Genomic DNA, 19,307 nt, shown 5'->3' on the forward strand with positions numbered 1-19,307 from the left:
ATTGTATCTATTATTACTTAAGACCGTATTTTTTGTTAAAGCGGTCAACACGTCCATCAGCAGAAGCGAATTTTTGACGGCCTGTATAGAAAGGATGGCACTCAGAGCAAATCTCGATGCGTACCTCTTCTTTTACTGATCCAGTTTCAAACTCATTTCCACAAGCGCATTTGACTGTAGCTTTTTTGTAGTTAGGATGAATTCCTGTTTTCATCTACTGTCATCTCCTTCCGCCCTGAATCCAATTCGGAAACAGAGTTAATATCTCAGAATAAATTCTGAAACGCACATGATGAAATTATAACAGTGTGAGTCTATGATTGCAAATGTATTTTTTCAACAAGCTATCTTCTTGATGCAGACATGTTCGCTTGTTTCCATTCTTGCGTTAAAATATCGAAAAATTCTTGGTTTGTCTTTGTTTTTCTCATTTTGCGCATGAACTTCTCAGCAAAGTCAGGTGTATCTGACATCGATTTTCTCATCGCCCATAGACGGTCAAGATGCTCTTTTGGTACAAGCAGTTCTTCTTTTCTCGTACCAGAACGACGAATGTCGATCGCTGGGAAAATTCTTCTTTCTGCAAGAGAGCGGTCCAAATGGAGCTCCATGTTCCCCGTTCCTTTAAACTCCTCATAAATCACATCATCCATACGTGAACCCGTATCCACAAGCGCAGTGGCTAAAATCGTCAAGCTTCCGCCTTCTTCAATGTTACGCGCAGCACCAAAGAAGCGTTTTGGACGGTGGAAAGCCGCTGGATCAATACCGCCGGAAAGCGTTCGGCCGCTTGGCGGGATGACAAGGTTGTATGCACGAGCAAGCCTTGTGATGCTGTCCATTAAGATGATGACATCTTTCTTATGTTCAACAAGACGCATGGCACGCTCTAATACAAGCTCTGCTACTTTAATGTGGTTTTCCGGTACTTCGTCAAAGGTTGAACTAACAACATCCCCTGCAACAGAACGTTCGATATCTGTTACTTCCTCCGGGCGTTCGTCAATCAAAAGGACAATCAGCTCTGACTCTGGGTGATTTTCAGAAATGCTGTTGGCAATTTCTTTGAGCAATATGGTTTTCCCAGCCTTAGGCGGTGCAACAATTAAACCACGCTGCCCAAATCCAACTGGCGCCATCATATCCATAATTCTAGTAGACAGGTGATTAGGCTGTGTTTCAAGAATCATTTGACGATCAGGGAATAGCGGCGTGAGTGCAGGAAAGTGAACACGTTCCTTAGCTGATTCTGGGTCGTCCCCATTTACTGCTTCTACATGAAGGAGGCCATAGTAGCGTTCATTCTCTTTTGGAGGTCGTACCTTTCCAGACACCTTATCTCCGTTTCGCAAATCAAAGCGTCTGATTTGTGAAGCTGAAATATAAATGTCTTCAGAACTTGGAGAGTAGTTAATTGGTCTTAAGAAACCAAATCCCTCAGACTGAATAATTTCAAGAACCCCTTCCATAAATAAGAGATCCTCTTGCTCAGCGTTCGCCTTTAAGATGGCAAAAATTAATTCTTTTTTTGTTAGTTTGCTGTAATAAGAGATTTTGTATTTTTTTGCTAACTCATACAGCTCTTTTAATTTCATATTTTCCAAAGATGAAATCGAAACATCTTTCAATATGGACACCACACTTTTCTAGTCAATGTATTTCATTACAAATGCATGACCATTGTATTTGATTAGCTTTTAATTCCGTTTTGTTGGAATGACCTCGCTCTCATGGTAACGCTCCCACTCGTTTTATCGTAAAAGATAGGAACAATGTGAAATTGAGCTTTGTCAACATAGAGAAGGATAATGAGTATATCGTCATGATGCGGCAGTTTTAAACTTGTTGAAGCTTAAAAGAAGTAAATTCGCAGAAAATTTCGCAGCACTCTTTAGTTTTACCTCATTTGCAGAGAATATTCAACTTTAAAAAGAAAATGATATACATTTGACACCTATATGAAAAGCGGGTAATGAATACCCGCTTTCAGATTACGGACGAATGACAAGATTCGGTTTTTTCTTTAAGCTGTGTCTGCCGTCTACGAAACGAACTGTACCCGATTTCGCACGCATAACAACACTATGTGTTGTTCCAACAGAGCCTTTGAATTGAACACCTTTTAATAGCTCGCCGTCTGTTACACCAGTCGCTGCAAAAATGGCGTCGTCGCCCTTCACGAGGTCTTCCATTCTTAGGACTTTTCCAACATCCAGCCCCATTTTCTCACAGCGTCTCAGTTCTTCTTCACTTTGAGGAAGAAGCTTTCCGTGGATTTCACCACCAAGTGCCTTTAACGCAACAGCAGAAAGAACACCTTCTGGCGCTCCGCCTGAACCAAATAGAATATCAACACCTGTGTGATCAAATGCTGTATTAATAGCTCCTGCAACGTCACCATCATCGATCAGTTTAATTCTTGCTCCTGCTTCTCTCAGTTCAGCAATAATTTTCTCATGTCGATCTCTGTTTAAAATCGTTGCAACGACATCTTCAATATCTTTGTTTTTTGCTTTTGCCACAGCGCGAAGATTATCAATGACAGGCGCTTCGATGTCGATGCAGCCTACCGCTTCTGGACCTACTGCGATCTTATCCATGTACATATCAGGTGCATTCAGCAGGTTGCCATGATCTGCAACCGCAATAACAGCTAAGGCATTCCAGCCGCCGCTTGCCACAATATTTGTTCCTTCTAATGGATCAACAGCAACATCCACGCGGGGTCCGTATCCGTTCCCAAGCTTTTCCCCAATATAAAGCATTGGTGCTTCGTCCATTTCTCCCTCGCCAATGACCACTGTTCCTTTCATCGGAATGGTATCAAATACATCACGCATTGCACTTGTTGCAGCATCATCTGCTTCGTCTTTTAATCCTCTTCCCATCCAACGGGCAGATTTTAATGCGGCTGCTTCTGTCACCCGTACTAGTTCCATCGATAAACTTCTTTCCATTTTTGTCCAAATCTCCTCTCACAGTCAAAGCCTTACGAATTTTGAAGTTCTTCTATTTCTTGGTCATTCAGCTTTTCACGCCAGATGGTTGCACCCAAGCCTTCAAGCTTCTTCTCAAGCAAACTATATCCTCTGTCTATATGTTCAAGCCCTGTGATTTCGGTCACACCGTCTGCCATTAACCCTGCAACGACGAGACAAGCACCTGCACGAAGGTCACTTGCTTTGACCTTTGCTCCTTGAAGCTGCGTTTGCCCAGTTATAATGGCAGATCTACCTTCGACCTTCATGTTTGCACCCATTCGACGCAATTCGTCAATGTGCTTAAAGCGGGCTGAGTAGATCGTATCTGTGACCACACTCGTGCCTTTCGCCTTTGTTAACAGCGCCGTCATCGGCTGCTGAAGGTCAGTCGGAAAGCCCGGATACACAAGGGTTTTGATATCGACAGGCTTGAGTCCTTCGTTTCTGCCAACGATCAGCATCTGATCGTTGCTCGTTTCAATGGTGAACCCCATTTCTCTAAGTTTCGCCGTAATTGATTCTAAATGAGTTGGGATCACATTATCAAGAACAACTTCATCTCCCATCGCAGCACCAGCAATTAAAAATGTGCCTGCTTCTATGCGGTCAGGGATGATGGAATGCTTACAGCCATGAAGAGATTCTACACCTTCGATTCGAATCACATCAGTACCCGCACCTTTGATTTTGGCTCCCATGCTTGCAAGCAGTGTCGCTACATCAATAATTTCGGGTTCTTTTGCGGCATTTTCAATCACCGTTTTTCCTTCAGCCAGTACGGCTGCCAGCATGATATTGATGGTCGCACCTACACTGACAACATCAAGGTAAATACGAGCTCCGACTAATTTTTCAGCGCGCAAATAAATCGCACCCTGCTCGTTTGTCACCTCGGCACCAAGTGCTTCAAAGCCTTTGATATGCTGATCGATCGGCCTAGGTCCTAAGTGACATCCTCCTGGCAGTCCGATGACAGCCTGCTTGAACCTGCCGAGCATGGCTCCCATTAAATAATAGGATGCACGCAGTTTCTTCACCTTTCCATTAGGAAGCGGCATGCTGATCATGGAAGAAGGATTGACGATCATTTCACCTTTTTCAAACGTAACCTTTCCGCCAATCTCTTCTAACAGATCTCGTAAAGTGTCAATATCTGAAATATGCGGAAGGCCCTCAATGGTTACTGGAGAATCAGCGAGAATCGTGGCAGGAATCAGTGCCACTGCACTATTTTTCGCACCACTAATATGTACGGTCCCGCGCAAAGGGTCACCGCCGGCAATGTTTAACTTTTCCATATTTGTCTCCCTTCTTAAAGAAGATCACTGTTGGAGTTATACTGTTTGTGGATGTCGCGCTTTAAAAGGTCTTGTCCAAAATTTAGCCAATATCAAGAGAAAGAATACAGGTTAAACGAAATTTGTCGGAAGAAAAATAATCGAAGCTTTGCGAGGCTGTGATGTTCTCTTCTTTGCACAAAACATTTCTTAGCGTTTTTAAGAAAAACTGCGGCAAACGGTAGACAATCCCGCCTGCCACAATCACTTATTTATTCCAGTCTGCTAAAAATTGCTCAATGCCTGCATCCGTTAACGGGTGTTTTGTCAGCTGCTTGATGACTTTCAGCGGCATTGTGCCGATATGAGCACCTCTAAGCGCAGCTTCTGTCACGTGCTGCGGGTGACGAATGGATGCAGCAATGATTTGTGTATCTAATCCGTGAACATCAAAAATGGTTTTCACTTCGCTGATGAGATCGAGACCATTTTGGCCAATGTCATCTAAGCGGCCGAGGAATGGAGAGACATACGTTGCACCAGCTCTAGCTGCAAGCAATGCCTGGTTTGCACTAAAAATCAAAGTGACGTTTGTTTTAATACCAAGGTCTGTTAACGCTTTGACAGCTTTAAGGCCATCTGTTGTCATCGGTACTTTGACCGTGATATTTGGTGCGATGGCAGCAAGCTCTTTTCCTTCTTCAATCATTTCCTCTGCTTTAAGGGAAATCACTTCTGCACTGACAGAACCTGATACGACGTCAGTGATTTCGCGAAGACGGTCGTGGAATGATACGTCCTTTTCTTTCGCTACTAAACTAGGGTTTGTTGTGACGCCTGCTAAAATGCCAAGCTCGTGCGCCTCTTTGATGTCTGCGATATTCGCTGTATCTACGAAAAATAACATAACCGTGCCACTCTCCTATCAATAAATTGTCTGAAATGTAAATTTTGATTGCGCTTTCTCAAGATATGGAGAAAACCGCCTGTGACTCAGGCGGCTTTCGGTTCTCATCAAATTATGCTTGGTTAGAAGAACCAAATTCGCGCATTTTGCCGATAACAGTCGCTTTAATTGCGTCACGAGCTGGTCCAAGATATTTACGTGGATCATACTCTTCTGTTTTTGCAGCAAGTGTTTCGCGTACTGCTTTCGCAGAAGCAATTTGGTTTTCAGTGTTTACATTGATTTTTGCTGTACCAAGTGAAATTGAACGCTTGATGTCAGCAGTTGGGATACCTGTTCCGCCGTGAAGAACAAGTGGAAGGCCTGTCATTTTACCGATTTCTTCCATTTCAGCGAAACCAAGGTTTGGTTCACCTTTGTATGGACCATGAACTGAACCTAGTGCAGGTGCAAGGCAGTCAATGCCAGTGCGTTCTACAAGCTCTTGGCATTCTTTTGGATCAGCATAAATAACGCCCTCAGCGATGACGTCGTCTTCTTGTCCGCCAACAGTTCCAAGCTCAGCTTCTACAGATACACCGTGGAAATGTGCAAGCTCAACTACTTTCGCAGTTGTTGCTACGTTCTCATCGAATGGGTGGTGAGAAGCGTCGATCATGACAGAAGTAAATCCTGCATGAATGGCTTTTGCACAAGATTCAAAGCTTGAACCGTGATCTAAATGAATCGCAACAGGAACTGTTACATTATATTCTTCGATTAACGCTTTTACCATTGCGACAACTGTTTTGAAGCCGCCCATGTAGCGTCCTGCTCCTTCAGATACTCCTAAGATAACTGGAGACTTCTCTTCTTCAGCAGCTTGTAAAATCGCTTGCGTGAATTCTAAATTATTTAAGTTAAACTGTCCAACAGCGTAACCTTTTTCCTTTGCGTCTTTCAACATTTCTGTCATTGAAACTAAAGGCATGATGAAAAATCCTCCCTATGTAGCTAATTTGCTTACTAAAAAAAGCTCTCCACCCTAGCATGACCAGAATTTCTCGCCATATGTAAACTTTCAAAGTCAGATCGCTTTCTTCTTCTTATCTAGGATACCAATTATTCGACAAATCGGCAACAGAATGACTCGATTCAATCATTTCCATCTAACCATTTGTTTCGAGCGGCAAGTATTCTTTAACAGCATCTCGGATTTCATCAATATCAAATGGTTTCGCAAAGTGCGTCAATGCACCGAGTTCTTTTGATTCTTGGATCATGTCTAATTCGCCATAGGCTGTCATAATGATGACACGGATGTCTTCATCAATTAATTTCATGCGTTTTAAAATTTCAATACCATCCATTCCGGGAATCTTCATATCAAGCAGGACAAGGTTTGGTCTATGATTTTTCACAATATCTAACGCCTGAAGTCCATTGGCTGCTTGGAAGGTTTGATAGCCTTCTTTATGAAACACTTCATTCAATAATATTCTAATACCGTATTGATCATCGACAATTAAAATTTTCTCATTCATCTGTTACACCCCATTGCTTTCATTTTTCGCCATAAAAAGAGCTGTTGTTAAATAATTCTGTTTGATTTTCACATTTCCTTTATTTATAATAGTTTACTTTACGACATTTTCTGAGCATTTTTCCTAATATTCTCTTTATATTCTATTATAAAATGATCTAACCGAAGGAGGAAATGAGTCTTGTTAAAAATTTTCACGACCCAGTTATCAGGTATTTTTTCACGTATTGGAGAAAAGCAGGCTGAAGCGATCGAGGATGGTGCACGCCTTCTTGCACAAGCCGTTGTCAGTGGACATGCTGTTTATTTTCACGGAAAGAATGAACTGGCTGCTGTAGCCCTAGAGGCAACTGAAAGCAAGGAGCCATTTCCAGGTGCGAAAGTACTGCCGCTTGATCAAACGGAGCGCAGCTTGCTTCATCCAAGTGACAGGGTGCTGCTATTTTATTCAGACCCAGAAGACGAGGAGATTCAATCTCTTGTAAAAGAGCTGCACGCTCAAGGTACGCCCATTGTTGGTGTCGGTCCAGCACAAAAGGAGCCGTCCATGATTGAAGAGCATTGTGATGTCCACATTGATTTTCAGCTCAAGAAACCGCTTGTGCCCGCTGATGACGGAACAAGGTTCGGTTATCCTGCTTTAATGACATGCTTATACGTCTACCACGCTCTATCGTTTACTGTGAAAGAAATCGTTGAGGAATATGAATAAAAAAACTGCCGAGAAGATCATATTCTCGGCAGTTTTTGATTTATTTTGATTCAGATGCTTGCAGTGAAGCACCAACGAAATCTCTAAATAATGGCTGTGGTCTTGTCGGTCTTGAGACGAATTCTGGGTGGAACTGAGAAGCAAGGAACCAAGGATGATCCTTCAATTCGATAATTTCAACAAGACGTCCGTCTGGGCTTGTACCAGAGAAGACAAAGCCTGCGGCTTCCATTTGCTGTCTGAATTCATTATTAAACTCATAGCGATGACGGTGGCGTTCGTAGACCACTTCGTCATTGTATGCAGCAAATGCTTTTGAGTCTTCATTTAATTTACATGGATACAGACCAAGACGAAGTGTTCCGCCTAGATCATCTACATCCTTCTGTTCTGGGAGAAGGTCAATGATTGGGAATGCTGTTTCAGGATCAATTTCCGCTGAATGAGCTCCCTCAAGGCCTAGTACGTTTCTCGCATATTCGATCGACGCAACTTGCATTCCTAAGCAGATTCCGAAGAATGGCACTTTGTTTTCACGGGCATATTGTGTAGCAATGATTTTCCCTTCCACTCCGCGGTCTCCGAAGCCTCCAGGAACGATGATTCCGTCTACATCTTGCGCGAAATCAGCCATATTTTCTGCTGTCACTTCTTCTGCATTGATCCATTTGATTTGTACGTCTGCATCAAATGCATAACCAGCATGGCGAAGTGATTCAACGACAGAAATGTATGCATCTTGCAGTTCAACATATTTTCCTACTAGACCAATTGTGACTTGTTTTGAGAGATTTTGTACTTTATCGACTAGCGCTGTCCACTCCGTCATGTCCGCATCTTGGCAGTCAAGTTTCATATGTTCACATACAAGCTTGTCTAGTCCTTGTTTTTGTAAATCAAGCGGAATAGAGTACAGCGTGTCTGCATCCTGACATTCGATAACAGCTTTTGTATCAATATCACAGAATAACGCAATTTTGTCCTTCATGTCTTGGGTCATTGGCATTTCAGTTCTGACCACAATAACGTTTGGCTGGATACCAAGGCTGCGAAGTTCTTTTACACTATGCTGTGTTGGTTTTGTTTTCAGTTCACCTGCTGCTCGGATGTAAGGAACAAGGGTACAATGAATGTACATCACGTTTTCACGGCCAATGTCACTCTTCATTTGACGAATCGCTTCAAGGAAAGGAAGGGATTCGATGTCTCCTACTGTTCCACCGATTTCTGTAATGACCACATCTGCACCTGTTTCTTTTCCGGCACGGTACACGCGGTCTTTGATTTCATTTGTAATATGGGGAATAACCTGTACGGTTCCGCCTAAATAGTCGCCTCGGCGCTCTTTCTTCAGAACAGTAGAGTAGATTTTACCCGTTGTGACGTTGCTGTACTTATTTAAGTTAATATCAATGAAGCGCTCGTAGTGACCTAAGTCAAGGTCTGTTTCAGCACCGTCATCTGTGACGAAGACCTCACCGTGCTGATATGGACTCATCGTCCCTGGGTCTACGTTGATATATGGATCGAATTTTTGAATGGTGACATCCATCCCTCTATTTTTCAGAAGGCGGCCTAACGATGCAGCCGTGATCCCTTTTCCAAGTGAGGAAACAACTCCTCCTGTTACAAAAATATACTTTGTCATTTCGTATGCTCCTCTCTTTTTTACCCTTGCATGACTAGACATGCACAGCTTCATCCTTTTTAGAGTGTATCCCTAAATCTCTTGAAAAATAAGAAAGCTCCCTTTCAAATAAATGAAAGGGAGCGTAAATGAACGTATCTTTACGTACTCTTTTTAGAGAGCCCAAAATACATATTACATAGTTCGCTCTCGAAAGTCAAGACGGTTTTGTCCTGTTTTGAGGACCGGTTTGTGAGGGTTATTTTTCTTCCTTATTATCGTCTAAATCGTCTTCGTCAATTTCTGTTAAGCCGTCATCATCTTCGTCGTCATCGTCTTCGTCGAAGTCTTCTATATCTTCGTCAATTTCCTCATCATCGTCTAGATCGAGATCATCGTCGTCTTCAACAAGATCAAGATCTTCTTCAAGCTCTTCGATTTCTTCTTCCTCTTCAATTTCATCGAAGTCTTCTTCAACGACAGCTGCTTTTGTTTTTTTCTTTTTCGCTTTTGTTTTCACAGCTGGCTGAACTTCTTCTTCGATTTGATCAACTGGATACCAGCTGCGAAGTCCCCATCTCTGATCACCTAACGAAATAAAGCGGCCATCTATATTTAAGTCTGTATAAAATTGAGCAAGTCGATCATCAAGATCAGATTTTTGTATCCCTTGTAAACGGACCATTTCATCTATTAACTCGGAAAACGTAATCGGTGTTTTGCTGTCTCTGAAAATTTCATATGCAAGTTCAACTAAAGACATGTGCTTGAGCTGCTCCTGTGAGTATTCTTTCAAACTCAAGGTCAGACACTCCCTTTCTATTACATGTATGTATCCATTTATCAGTGAAATAATAAGTGTTTATCCCTTATTTTTACGACAAACCATACCTCTCATTATAAACAAATTAGAGGAGTTTATGCCACCTTTAATCATGTTAATTTTTGATTTTTTCTCATGGGGCGCACCATCTGCGTGAAATTGGTCTGGCTTTTGTGTACGGTATGCTTTTTGTCTTTTAGTTTGTTCATCTCTATTTTAAAACTGGATTCTCTGAATGAATAAGATAACGATAGCAATCGTACATACCATTCCCGCAGGCATGAGGACAAATAGTTTTCTGCGGCTGTTTTCTTTTTCTTCCTTCTTTTTTGGAGACTTTGAAAGCTCTGTGGAGACCATAATCCATATGATCATCGTGACCAATCCTAAAATACCCATAAATGTTGTGTTCATTATGATAACCTCCATATTGATACTTTTGCACATTTTATCATATTGATAAGGTGGCATGGGACAATATTGGAAATGATTTCACATTTAAGAACTGATTATCGCACCAAAACAGACCACCTCACGTCAGGTGGTCTTTGCTTGGTTTCTACATATCTAGCAGTTTGCGCGAGATGACTAGGCGCTGGATTTCTTGTGTGCCTTCATAAATTTGAGTGATTTTCGCATCACGCATGTATCGTTCGACTGGGTAATCCTTTGTATAACCGTAGCCGCCGAAGATTTGAACGGCTTCTGTTGTTACTTTCATGGCTGTATCTCCAGCAAAGAGCTTTGACATAGCTGATTCCTTTCCATACGGAAGCCCTTTCGTTTCAAGCCATGCTGCCTGATAAGTAAGCAGCCTGGAGGCTTCAATTGCAGTTGCCATATCTGCCAGCTTAAAAGCGATCCCTTGCTGCTGTATGATTGGTTTACCAAATTGCTTGCGCTCCTTCGCATAATGGACCGCCGCATCAAGAGCGCCTTGTGCAATCCCAACAGCCTGAGCAGCAATACCGTTTCTACCGCCATCGAGCGTCATCATGGCTATTTTGAATCCTTCTCCTTCTTGTCCGAGCCGGTTCCTTTCATGAATCCGGCAATCTTCAAATCGAATTTCAGTCGTTGGCGATGAGCGGATGCCCAGTTTGCTTTCCTTTTTGCCAACCGAGAACCCGGGGGTCTCTTTTTCTACAATAAAGGCGGTTGTATTTCGAGATGCAGCTTCTTGGTCTGTCACGGCAAACACAATATAATAATCCGCAATGCCGCCATTTGTAATAAAGATTTTCGCACCGTTCAGGACGTATTCACTGCCTGCCTTTACTGCCGTTGTCTTCATTCCACCGGCATCTGAACCTGAACCGCTCTCAGTGAGTGCATATGCCCCTACCTTCTGTCCTTCTGCAAGCGGCTTTAAATAGGTCTCCTTTTGTTCACCTGTTCCGAAAGTATAGATGGGCCACGAGGCGAGAGAGGTGTGAGCGGAGAGGGTGACACCTGTAGAGGCGCACACTCTTGAAAGCTCCTCAACTGCGATGACGTAGGCTAAATAGTCACTGCCGATCCCGCCTACCTCTTCCGGCCAAGGGATACCCGTTAAACCGAGCTCCGCCATCTGGCGAAAAATAGCTGGATCATACGTTTCAGTCTCGTCCCGCTCTGCTGCTGTTGGCTCTACTTCATTTTTCGCAAAATCTCTCACCATTTTTCGGATCATTTCATGTTCATCACTTAATTGAAATTGCATCATGAGCCACCTCGTTTCATATTAGCTGTTTACAAATGACCAGCCTTTGAATTTCACTTGTTCCTTCGTAGATTTCACAAACTTTCGCATCACGAAAGTAACGTTCTGTTTGATAGCGATTCGTATAACCATCCATGCCGAGCAAATGGATCACTTCTGTACTGATCTCAACTGCCGTTTTTGACGCAAATAGCTTTGCCATTGATGCTTTCTTTGTGACCGGACGATTCGCCTCTTTATAAGAAGCCGCTTGATAGACCAGCAGCTTGGCTGCTTCAAGCTTCGCCGCCAAATCACCCAGCCGAATGGTCGTTTCTAGACCTGCTGGGTGCTGCTTTAAATACGTCACTGCCTCCGCTAATGCGGCTTCTGCTATACCAAGGCTTTGAGCCGAGATACCGATTCTCCCCGCATTTAAACTAGACATGGCTATGTGAAAGCCCTCTCCTTCTGCACCGAGCAGCTGCTGCTTTGGAATCCGCACACCATCAAAATGAAGCGTTACTGTTTTTGACCCATGCAGTCCCATCTTTTTCTCATCTTTTCCGATCGTAAATCCTGGTGTATCTTTTTCGACAATGAACGCCGATATATTTTTTTTCGCAGAGGCAGGGTCTGTCACTGCAAAGACAAGATACAGTTCTGCTTCCCCGCCGCTTGTAATAAACATTTTCGTACCATTTAACACATAGTGGTTGCCTGCCCGCTCCGCTCTTAACTGAATACTGGAGGCATCTGAGCCAGCCTTGGGTTCAGTCAGGCAAAATGCCCCCAGTTTCTGCCCGGATGCAAGCAGCGGAACATAGGATTTTTTTTGCTCATTCGTTCCAAAAGCCAAAATAGGCATCGTCACAACAGATGTATGAACGGACACAATGACACCGATAGTCGCACTCACTTTGGATAATTCATGAATCGCAATGATATATGTTGTAAAATCTGCTCCTAAGCCTTGATACGAAGCTGGTATTGGAATTCCTAGAAAGCCTTGGCGTCCCATTTCAGCTAAAAGTGTTCTTGGGAACTGACCTTGTTCCATGGCTTCCACTTCAGGGAATACACGCTGTCTTGCAAATTCTGCTGCCTGTTCTCTCCAGAGACGCTGTTGATCCGTAAGCAAAACATCCATCTTGACTCCCCCTATGAGTGGTCATGGTATGTGTAAAAACCTCTCATTGTCTTTTTGCCCAGCCAGCCTGCATTTACGTATTTTTTCAAAAGAGGACAAGGTCGGTATTTGCTATCCCCAAGTCCTTCATGAAGGGTATTCATAATAAATAAACATGTATCTAGTCCGATGAAATCAGCGAGACGAAGCGGACCCATTGGGTGATTCATTCCAAGCGTCATGACACCGTCAATGCTCTCTGCATCTGCCACGCCTTCATAAAGGGTGTAAATGGCTTCATTGATCATTGGCATCAATATGCGATTTGATACAAACCCTGGGAAGTCTTCCACTTCAATTGGGGTTTTGTTTAATGTCTTTGCTGTTTCATAAACGATTTGATATGTGTCGTCACTCGTTTGCAGCGCTCGAATGACCTCAACCAGTTTCATGATAGGCACCGGATTCATAAAATGCATGCCAATCACTTGCTCCGGTCTCCCCGTAACAGCTGCTAATTCTGTGATTGACAAGGAAGATGTGTTTGTTGCAAATATCGTCTTCGCCTTTGCAAATTGATCAAGTGTTTCAAAGATTTGTTTCTTCACACTCATTTGTTCAGATGCAGCTTCAATCACTAAATGAGCCTGCTGCACGTCCTTTAAATCTGTGGAAACGGCAAGCCGCTGCGTAATATCTCGGACTGCCTGATGGGCCAGCTTTCCTCTTTCTGCTCGTTTCGTCAGTTGTTTGGTCATGGAGGAAATGGCTCGATGAATCTGCTTTTCAGATGCATCATGCAGCAGGACTGTGTAGCCTGACTGAGCAAAAACTTGGGCAATGCCTGATCCCATTTGACCTGCTCCAACGACCATGACGGTCTCTTCTGTACTCATGACGATGAACGCCTCCCTTTTAATCTACCTTTATCATGATGGCATCTCCTTGACCGCCTCCACTGCAAATCGCCGCGATGCCAATGCCTCCGCCTCTTTGTCTCAATGCATGAATCAAGGTCAATATGATACGTGTTCCGCTTGCCCCAATGGGATGACCAAGCGCTACTGCACCACCATTGATATTCATTTTACGCCGGTCCAGCCCGGTTATTTTTTCACATGCCAGCGCCACAGCTGAGAAGGCCTCATTGATTTCAAAGAGATCGATATCCTCTAGACGCTTGCCTGTTTTCTGTAAAATCTTCTCGATGGCAAAGGCTGGTGTTTTCGGAAAATCCTTTGCCTCTACGGCTACCTGCGTATGCCCAAGCACGACTGCCATTGGCTTTACGTCATGCTGCTCCGCATATGTGTCTTTCATTAAAAGAAGCGCACTTGCTCCATCATTGACACCTGGTACATTTCCAGCGGTAATGGTACCCGTTTGATCAAAAACAGGCATGAGCTTTGACAGTCGTTCATATGACGTATCACGCCGCGGGGATTCATCTTCTGTGATCAGCCGCTCTCCCGTTTTCGTCTTGACGGTGACTGGGGTGATTTCCTGTTGAAAAAAGCCGTTTTTCTGCGCTTCGATGGCCCGTTCATGACTTCTTAGTGCCCAAAGGTCTTGCTCTTCCCGCGTGATACCAAGCTCCTTTGCAGCCATGCTCCCATACTCACCCATATGAACGCCTGTAAATGAACAGGTTAATCCATCTAAAATCATCGCATCTTGTACCGCACCATCTCCCATTTTGTAGCCCCATCGCGCTTTTTTTAGCAAATAAGGGGCGTGTGACATGGATTCCATACCGCCCGCTACGATGACCTCAGCATCTCCAGCTCGAATGATTTGATCTGCTGTGCTCACACTGCGCATTCCTGATGCACAGACTTTATTGATAGTTTGCGTCGGAACGGACCATGGAAGATCAGCATTTCTTGCTGCTTGCCTTGAAGGAATCTGACCTTGTCCTCCCTGCAAAACACTTCCCATGATGACCTCATCCACAAAATGTGAATCCCGTACTCTTTCCAGCGCAGCTTTGATCGCTATTCCGCCTAGTTCTGCGGCAGTCAACCCACTGAAAGCACCGCCTAGTTTTCCAAATGGTGTTCTTGCTCCAGATACAATGACCGTCTTACTCATGTATGTCCCCTCCCGTTTGTTACCGCTTACATATTATCTAGGCAGCTGATGTACAGCGCCATGTATAAGCCGATGAATATCCTATTCATCGGCCTGTTTTGTTTACGAAACCTGCTTTCCAGCCTCACCAAACACTGATTTTTCAAGAAGTTCTGCGACATCAAATGTGCCTACCTGCTCCTCTACTTCCTTCGCCTTCGTGCCATCTCCCAGCATGGTGAGGCAATAAGGGCAGCCTGAGCTGATGATGGACGGCTGCACCTGTAACGCCTGCTCCGTTCGGGCAGTGTTAATCCGGGTACCTGTCTCTTCTTCCATCCACATTAAGCCCCCGCCTGCACCGCAGCACATACCGGTTTCACGATGACGCTCCATTTCTCTCAGCGTCACACCAGGGATGGCTTTTAAAATGTCTCTCGGCGGATCATACACTTCGTTATATCTGCCTAGGTAGCAAGAGTCGTGGAAGGTAATCACTTCGTTCACTTCATGTACAGGCGTTATTTTCCCTTCTTTCACTAGCTCTGCCAGTAATTCTGTATGATGGTACACTTCTGCCTCAAGTCCGAAGTCTGGATACTCATTTTTAAATAAATTGTAGGCGTGCGGATCAAGCGTGACGATCTTTGTGACCCCGTTTTTCTGGAATTCTTCAATATTTTTTGCAGCAAGCTCTTGGAATAAAAATTCGTTTCCAAGTCTTCTTGGTGTATCGCCTGAGTTTTTCTCTTTATTGCCTAGGATGGCAAAGGAGACCCCTGCTTCGTTGAGGAGCTTTGCAAAGGCAAGCGCAATTTTTTGGCTTCGATTGTCATATGCCCCCATTGAACCAACCCAGAATAAATAATCGAAGGTTTGATCTGCTTTTTTCAGCTCTTTTACTGTCGGCACATGCACATCTTCTCTCAGTTCACGCCAATTTTCTCTTTCTTTCCGGTTCAATCCCCACGGGTTCCCTTGGCGCTCAATGCTTGTCATGGCACGCTGTGCATCTGCATCCATTTTCCCTTCGGTCAGCACAAGATATCTGCGCATATCAATAATCTTGTCGACGTGTTCATTCATGACAGGGCATTGGTCTTCACAGTTTCGGCACGTCGTACATGCCCAAATTTCTTCTTCTGTAATGACCTCACCAATGAGAGAAGGATGATACATTGAGCTGGCCGCCGATTCCTCTGCACCTGCTCCTCTCGCCTGCAGCGCCAGCTGATTTCCTGTTGTCTGCCTGAAGGCAAGCTGCGGGACCCATGGTGTCTTCGATGTAATGGCGGCCCCTTTATTTGTTAAATGGTCTCTTAACCTTAAAATCAAATCCATTGGAGACAGCATCTTCCCTGTTCCTGTTGCCGGGCACATATTTGTGCAGCGCCCGCATTCCACACAGGCGTAAAGGTCGATCAGCTGTGACTGACGGAAGTCTTCAATTTTTCCCACACCGAAGGTCTCTTGTGTCTCATCTTCAAAATCAATTTTTTGCAGCTTGCCTGGCGGGTCTAATCTGCTGGCAAATACATTCACCGGTCCTGCAATGAGGTGAGCGTGCTTTGACTGCGGGACATATACTAAGAATGTCAGCAAAATAAGGAGATGCACCCACCATGCGACATAAAAAACGACCGTTGCTGCAAGAGGTGAAATTCCGCCCAGCAAGAAAGCAATACTGGAGGCGATTGGCTCAGTTGGTGATAGAGAGTGTCCATGCCAAATGATGTTCATCCCGTTCCCCAGTAAGACTGTCAGCATCAAGCCGCCAATAAACAAAAGCACTAGACCTGATTTAAAGCCTCGTTTTAAACGGACAAGCTTCTCCACATACCTTCTATGGAATGCCCAAACAACGGCTACTAAAATGAGAAGTGTGACCACCTCTTGGAAAAAGGTAAAGAAGCCGTAAAGCGGACCTAAAGGGAGTCCGCTGCCCGGAACGAGTCCCTTCATAATAAAATCAAGGGCTCCGAACTGTACAAGGATAAACCCGTAGAAAAACAGCACATGAATGATGCCGCTCTTCTTGTCCTTTAACAGCTTCTTTTGCCCAAACACATTGACCCAAACACGCTCTAAGCGTTTCTTCATGTCTTGTTGAAATTCTTCTTTTTTACCAAGACGAATATACGCCGCTCGTGTTCGAATGAGATAAATAAACAAATACACAGCGTAAGCGGTCACCGCCGCAAATGCGATCAAGTTCATTATTAAAAGGCTATTCATCTTGCTCCCCCTTTCATTCCCCAAAAACCACTTTGTTCCGTTTCTATGTTGTACCTCTATCATAAATAATGAATGAGCATTCAGTCAATATTTTTTACACGTTTGGGTACACTATTGAAATATGCAAAAAAGGAGGAAGCTTCATGATCGCATTGATCATCCTACTCGTACTCATTGCCATCGTTTTTCTCGTGATGGTAGACCTTTATATGGGAAAGAAATATTTTTCTACCCGCGCTTTTGAACGGTCTTTTGACAAAACAAGCGGTGATGCAGCTTTTTATCATGATGGCGAACCATTTTTTGATCAGCTGCTCGTGGATATTCAACAGGCCTCTTCTTCTATTCATATGATGTTCTTTATTGTAAAGAACGACAAGATTGGCCAAAGGGTCTTACAAGCACTGAAAGCCAAAGCGGAACAAGGGGTTTCAGTCTTTTTGCTGACCGATCGACTAGGGTCCTATCCGTTTGATCAAAAGTCCATTGATATGCTAGAAAAAAGCGGCATCCAATTTTACTTTTTAAATAAGCCTCGTTTCCCTTTTTTGATTTATCGGTTAAACATGAGAAATCATCGTAAAATTACGGTGATTGATGGAAAGATTGGCTATATTGGCGGGTTTAATATTGGCGATGAATATGTTGGAAAAAATGGCCAGTTTGGCATTTGGAAAGATTATCATTTGCGCATGACAGGGCAAGTTGTCGCAGATCTCCAGCATGTGTTTTTGAATGATTTATACCGGTCATCTGGCATTCATCAGCTGCAATATGAGGTTTTTCCTGCTTTGGAACCGGGAACGCTACAATGCACAACACGCGCGACTGCTGGTTTTTCTTTAGAAGCTTTGTTTCTCAAAGATATTCAGCAGGCGAGAAAGCAGATCATCATCTGTACGCCTTACTTTATTCCATCTGCCCCTCTTCTGAGTGCACTGCTTGATGCACGAGAGCGAGGTGTCACGGTTGAAATCATCATCCCAATGAAAGCGGATCATCCACTTGTCAAAGAGGCTGGATTTCATTATTTGAAGGACCTCATTGCCTCTGGCTGCCTTGTGTATCGTTTTTATAAAGGATTTTATCATGCGAAAGCCATTCTAATTGACCAGAGACGCTGTATGATTAGCACGGCAAATTTTGATAAACGCAGCTTGTTTCTAAATGAGGAAGTAGACGTCGCCATTGATGATGCCGACTTTACTGCACACGTAGAGGAAAAAATTCGGGAGCACATGGAAGTGTCTGAGCTTATGACAGAGGAGAAATTGACCCAGCGTCCGCTTTTGTCACGTCCGCTGGAATGGGTTGGCGCCATGTTCTCGTACTTTTTATAAAGGAGATGACCTATGCGTTATCGATTTGGTTATGTATCCAATGCCGTCACCTTGTGGGAAGCTTCTCCTGCCAAGTCGCTGACCTTTGCAAGATACAGTAAGCTCTCAAAGGAAGAGAGAGAAGAGGCTTTATTGCGAACAACGAAAGCCAATCTCGTGAATACATTAAGAACGCTCTATTTCGCCATTGCCCATGATATCCCGCTTTACCGTTTTTCAAGTTCGATCGTCCCGCTCGCGACCCATCCCGATGTGCGCTGGGACTTTGTGACACCTTTTCAAAAGGAGTTTCATGAAATTGGCGAGTTGGTGAAACGGCATGGGCTCCGTGTGAGCTTTCACCCTAATCAATTTACCTTGTTTACTAGCCCAAAGCCTTCAATCACAGAAAATGCCGTGATCGATATGACGTACCATTATCAAATGCTTGAGGCGATGAAGCTCGAAAAGGAAGGCTATATGAACATTCATGTGGGCGGTGCGTACGGTGATAAAGAATCGGCGCTTCAACGTTTTGATGACAATATCAAAAAGCTTCCAGCGCATATCAAGGCGAGAATGACGCTTGAGAATGATGACAAAACGTATACGTCGTTAGAAACCCTTGGTGTATGTGAAAAGCACGGTATTCCATTTGTTTTTGATTACCATCATCACGTGGCCAATAAAGATGACGATGCCGCGCTTGAAGACATTCTGCCAAGAATGTTCGACACTTGGACGAGCACTGGCATTCCGCCTAAAATCCATTTATCCTCACCTAAATCAGAAAAAGCCATACGCAGTCATGCAGATGGTGTAGATATGTCCTTTGTCTTACCGCTTTTTCATGCATTAAAACCGTATGGGCGTGATGTAGATTTTATGATTGAGGCGAAGTTAAAGGATCAGGCACTGCTCCGACTTGTCGAAGAGCTGTCTGCGATAAGAGGCAATAAGCGAACGGGCGGAGGAACCTTTGAGTGGAAATCATAGAGAAAGGTTTATCCCTATGCAAACAAGG

The 19,307-nt window shown here is 43.9% G+C and carries 18 protein-coding genes; 3 read left to right on the forward strand and 15 right to left on the reverse strand.

Annotation, left to right across the window (positions count from 1 at the left end):
• Nucleotides 1–13: 13 nt before the first annotated feature.
• The 7 genes from rpmE to MKZ03_RS17100 all read right to left on the reverse strand — a co-directional run bounded on the left by rpmE (nucleotide 14) and on the right by MKZ03_RS17100 (nucleotide 6,688).
• Entirely contained in the window at nucleotides 14–214 is a 201-nt protein-coding gene (rpmE, locus tag MKZ03_RS17070; RefSeq protein WP_003215407.1) for a 50S ribosomal protein L31, read from the reverse strand.
• 130 nt (nucleotides 215–344) lie between these two features.
• A complete protein-coding gene (gene rho / locus MKZ03_RS17075; RefSeq protein WP_003215202.1) occupies nucleotides 345–1,628 on the reverse strand; it encodes a transcription termination factor Rho in 1,284 nt (427 codons plus the stop codon).
• Nucleotides 1,629–1,991: 363 nt separating this feature from the next.
• Entirely contained in the window at nucleotides 1,992–2,957 is a 966-nt protein-coding gene (gene glpX, locus MKZ03_RS17080) for a class II fructose-bisphosphatase (protein ID WP_012011567.1), read from the reverse strand.
• 32 nt (nucleotides 2,958–2,989) lie between these two features.
• Nucleotides 2,990–4,279, reverse strand: a complete 1,290-nt coding sequence (locus MKZ03_RS17085; protein ID WP_034660302.1) for a UDP-N-acetylglucosamine 1-carboxyvinyltransferase — start codon at nucleotides 4,277–4,279, stop codon at nucleotides 2,990–2,992.
• 247 nt (nucleotides 4,280–4,526) lie between these two features.
• Nucleotides 4,527–5,165 (reverse strand): fructose-6-phosphate aldolase, encoded by a 639-nt coding sequence (fsa, locus tag MKZ03_RS17090; RefSeq protein ID WP_034660303.1) that lies wholly within the window; start codon nucleotides 5,163–5,165, stop codon nucleotides 4,527–4,529.
• 112 nt (nucleotides 5,166–5,277) lie between these two features.
• Complete coding sequence (locus tag MKZ03_RS17095) at nucleotides 5,278–6,135, reverse strand: class II fructose-bisphosphate aldolase (protein ID WP_034660304.1); 858 nt, start codon at nucleotides 6,133–6,135, stop codon at nucleotides 5,278–5,280.
• Nucleotides 6,136–6,313: 178 nt separating this feature from the next.
• Nucleotides 6,314–6,688, reverse strand: a complete 375-nt coding sequence (locus MKZ03_RS17100) for a response regulator (protein ID WP_003214681.1) — start codon at nucleotides 6,686–6,688, stop codon at nucleotides 6,314–6,316.
• A gap of 180 nt (nucleotides 6,689–6,868) precedes the next feature.
• Between MKZ03_RS17100 and MKZ03_RS17105 the strand changes: the two genes are divergently transcribed.
• The gene (locus tag MKZ03_RS17105; RefSeq protein WP_187704211.1) at nucleotides 6,869–7,399 is read left to right on the forward strand and encodes a DUF2529 domain-containing protein; all 531 of its coding nucleotides are present in this window, start codon (nucleotides 6,869–6,871) and stop codon (nucleotides 7,397–7,399) included.
• 40 nt (nucleotides 7,400–7,439) lie between these two features.
• On the opposite strand, the gene pyrG is transcribed toward MKZ03_RS17105, so the two are convergent.
• The 8 genes from pyrG to MKZ03_RS17145 all read right to left on the reverse strand — a co-directional run bounded on the left by pyrG (nucleotide 7,440) and on the right by MKZ03_RS17145 (nucleotide 16,964).
• The gene (pyrG, locus tag MKZ03_RS17110) at nucleotides 7,440–9,047 is read right to left on the reverse strand and encodes a glutamine hydrolyzing CTP synthase (RefSeq protein ID WP_003215143.1); all 1,608 of its coding nucleotides are present in this window, start codon (nucleotides 9,045–9,047) and stop codon (nucleotides 7,440–7,442) included.
• Between the two features lie 238 nt (nucleotides 9,048–9,285).
• Nucleotides 9,286–9,828 carry a DNA-directed RNA polymerase subunit delta gene (rpoE, locus tag MKZ03_RS17115; protein WP_034660308.1) on the reverse strand — a complete coding sequence of 181 codons (543 nt, stop codon included), beginning with the start codon at nucleotides 9,826–9,828 and terminating at the stop codon, nucleotides 9,286–9,288.
• 237 nt (nucleotides 9,829–10,065) lie between these two features.
• Nucleotides 10,066–10,263: a hypothetical protein gene (locus MKZ03_RS17120; RefSeq protein WP_034660309.1), complete on the reverse strand. Its 198-nt coding sequence runs from the start codon at nucleotides 10,261–10,263 to the stop codon at nucleotides 10,066–10,068.
• Nucleotides 10,264–10,408: 145 nt separating this feature from the next.
• Nucleotides 10,409–11,551, reverse strand: coding sequence for an acyl-CoA dehydrogenase (locus MKZ03_RS17125; protein WP_066031613.1), 1,143 nt, complete (start codon nucleotides 11,549–11,551; stop codon nucleotides 10,409–10,411).
• 16 nt (nucleotides 11,552–11,567) lie between these two features.
• Complete coding sequence (locus MKZ03_RS17130) at nucleotides 11,568–12,680, reverse strand: acyl-CoA dehydrogenase family protein (RefSeq protein WP_341032488.1); 1,113 nt, start codon at nucleotides 12,678–12,680, stop codon at nucleotides 11,568–11,570.
• An 11-nt stretch (nucleotides 12,681–12,691) separates the two neighbouring features.
• Nucleotides 12,692–13,555: a 3-hydroxybutyryl-CoA dehydrogenase gene (locus MKZ03_RS17135; RefSeq protein WP_341032490.1), complete on the reverse strand. Its 864-nt coding sequence runs from the start codon at nucleotides 13,553–13,555 to the stop codon at nucleotides 12,692–12,694.
• 19 nt (nucleotides 13,556–13,574) lie between these two features.
• Nucleotides 13,575–14,750 (reverse strand): acetyl-CoA C-acetyltransferase, encoded by a 1,176-nt coding sequence (locus MKZ03_RS17140; RefSeq protein WP_341032491.1) that lies wholly within the window; start codon nucleotides 14,748–14,750, stop codon nucleotides 13,575–13,577.
• Nucleotides 14,751–14,852: 102 nt separating this feature from the next.
• Nucleotides 14,853–16,964, reverse strand: coding sequence for a heterodisulfide reductase-related iron-sulfur binding cluster (locus MKZ03_RS17145; protein ID WP_341032492.1), 2,112 nt, complete (start codon nucleotides 16,962–16,964; stop codon nucleotides 14,853–14,855).
• Nucleotides 16,965–17,107: 143 nt separating this feature from the next.
• Between MKZ03_RS17145 and cls the strand changes: the two genes are divergently transcribed.
• Together cls and uvsE are read left to right on the forward strand one after the other, a co-directional pair.
• Nucleotides 17,108–18,304, forward strand: a complete 1,197-nt coding sequence (gene cls / locus MKZ03_RS17150; RefSeq protein ID WP_334750542.1) for a cardiolipin synthase — start codon at nucleotides 17,108–17,110, stop codon at nucleotides 18,302–18,304.
• A gap of 12 nt (nucleotides 18,305–18,316) precedes the next feature.
• The gene (uvsE, locus tag MKZ03_RS17155) at nucleotides 18,317–19,279 is read left to right on the forward strand and encodes a UV DNA damage repair endonuclease UvsE (protein WP_106072031.1); all 963 of its coding nucleotides are present in this window, start codon (nucleotides 18,317–18,319) and stop codon (nucleotides 19,277–19,279) included.
• Nucleotides 19,280–19,307 lie beyond the last annotated feature (28 nt).

The sequence above is a fragment of the Bacillus sp. FSL R5-0431 genome, from assembly GCF_038002985.1.
Taxonomy (GTDB): Bacteria; Bacillota; Bacilli; order Bacillales; family Bacillaceae; genus Bacillus.

What these genes read in the sequence shown, in the direction of transcription:
- rpmE (WP_003215407.1), bottom strand. Translation starts at nt 214, where the DNA reads ATGAAAACAGGAATTCATCCTAACTACAAAAAAGCTACAGTCAAATGC.
- glpX (WP_012011567.1), bottom strand. Translation starts at nt 2,957, where the DNA reads ATGGAAAGAAGTTTATCGATGGAACTAGTACGGGTGACAGAAGCAGCC.
- MKZ03_RS17085 (WP_034660302.1), bottom strand. Translation starts at nt 4,279, where the DNA reads ATGGAAAAGTTAAACATTGCCGGCGGTGACCCTTTGCGCGGGACCGTA.
- fsa (WP_034660303.1), bottom strand. Translation starts at nt 5,165, where the DNA reads ATGTTATTTTTCGTAGATACAGCGAATATCGCAGACATCAAAGAGGCG.
- MKZ03_RS17095 (WP_034660304.1), bottom strand. Translation starts at nt 6,135, where the DNA reads ATGCCTTTAGTTTCAATGACAGAAATGTTGAAAGACGCAAAGGAAAAA.
- MKZ03_RS17100 (WP_003214681.1), bottom strand. Translation starts at nt 6,688, where the DNA reads ATGAATGAGAAAATTTTAATTGTCGATGATCAATACGGTATTAGAATA.
- pyrG (WP_003215143.1), bottom strand. Translation starts at nt 9,047, where the DNA reads ATGACAAAGTATATTTTTGTAACAGGAGGAGTTGTTTCCTCACTTGGA.
- MKZ03_RS17120 (WP_034660309.1), bottom strand. Translation starts at nt 10,263, where the DNA reads ATGAACACAACATTTATGGGTATTTTAGGATTGGTCACGATGATCATA.
- MKZ03_RS17125 (WP_066031613.1), bottom strand. Translation starts at nt 11,551, where the DNA reads ATGCAATTTCAATTAAGTGATGAACATGAAATGATCCGAAAAATGGTG.
- MKZ03_RS17130 (WP_341032488.1), bottom strand. Translation starts at nt 12,680, where the DNA reads ATGGATGTTTTGCTTACGGATCAACAGCGTCTCTGGAGAGAACAGGCA.
- MKZ03_RS17135 (WP_341032490.1), bottom strand. Translation starts at nt 13,555, where the DNA reads ATGAGTACAGAAGAGACCGTCATGGTCGTTGGAGCAGGTCAAATGGGA.
- MKZ03_RS17140 (WP_341032491.1), bottom strand. Translation starts at nt 14,750, where the DNA reads ATGAGTAAGACGGTCATTGTATCTGGAGCAAGAACACCATTTGGAAAA.
- MKZ03_RS17145 (WP_341032492.1), bottom strand. Translation starts at nt 16,964, where the DNA reads ATGAATAGCCTTTTAATAATGAACTTGATCGCATTTGCGGCGGTGACC.
- cls (WP_334750542.1), top strand. Translation starts at nt 17,108, where the DNA reads ATGATCGCATTGATCATCCTACTCGTACTCATTGCCATCGTTTTTCTC.
- uvsE (WP_106072031.1), top strand. Translation starts at nt 18,317, where the DNA reads ATGCGTTATCGATTTGGTTATGTATCCAATGCCGTCACCTTGTGGGAA.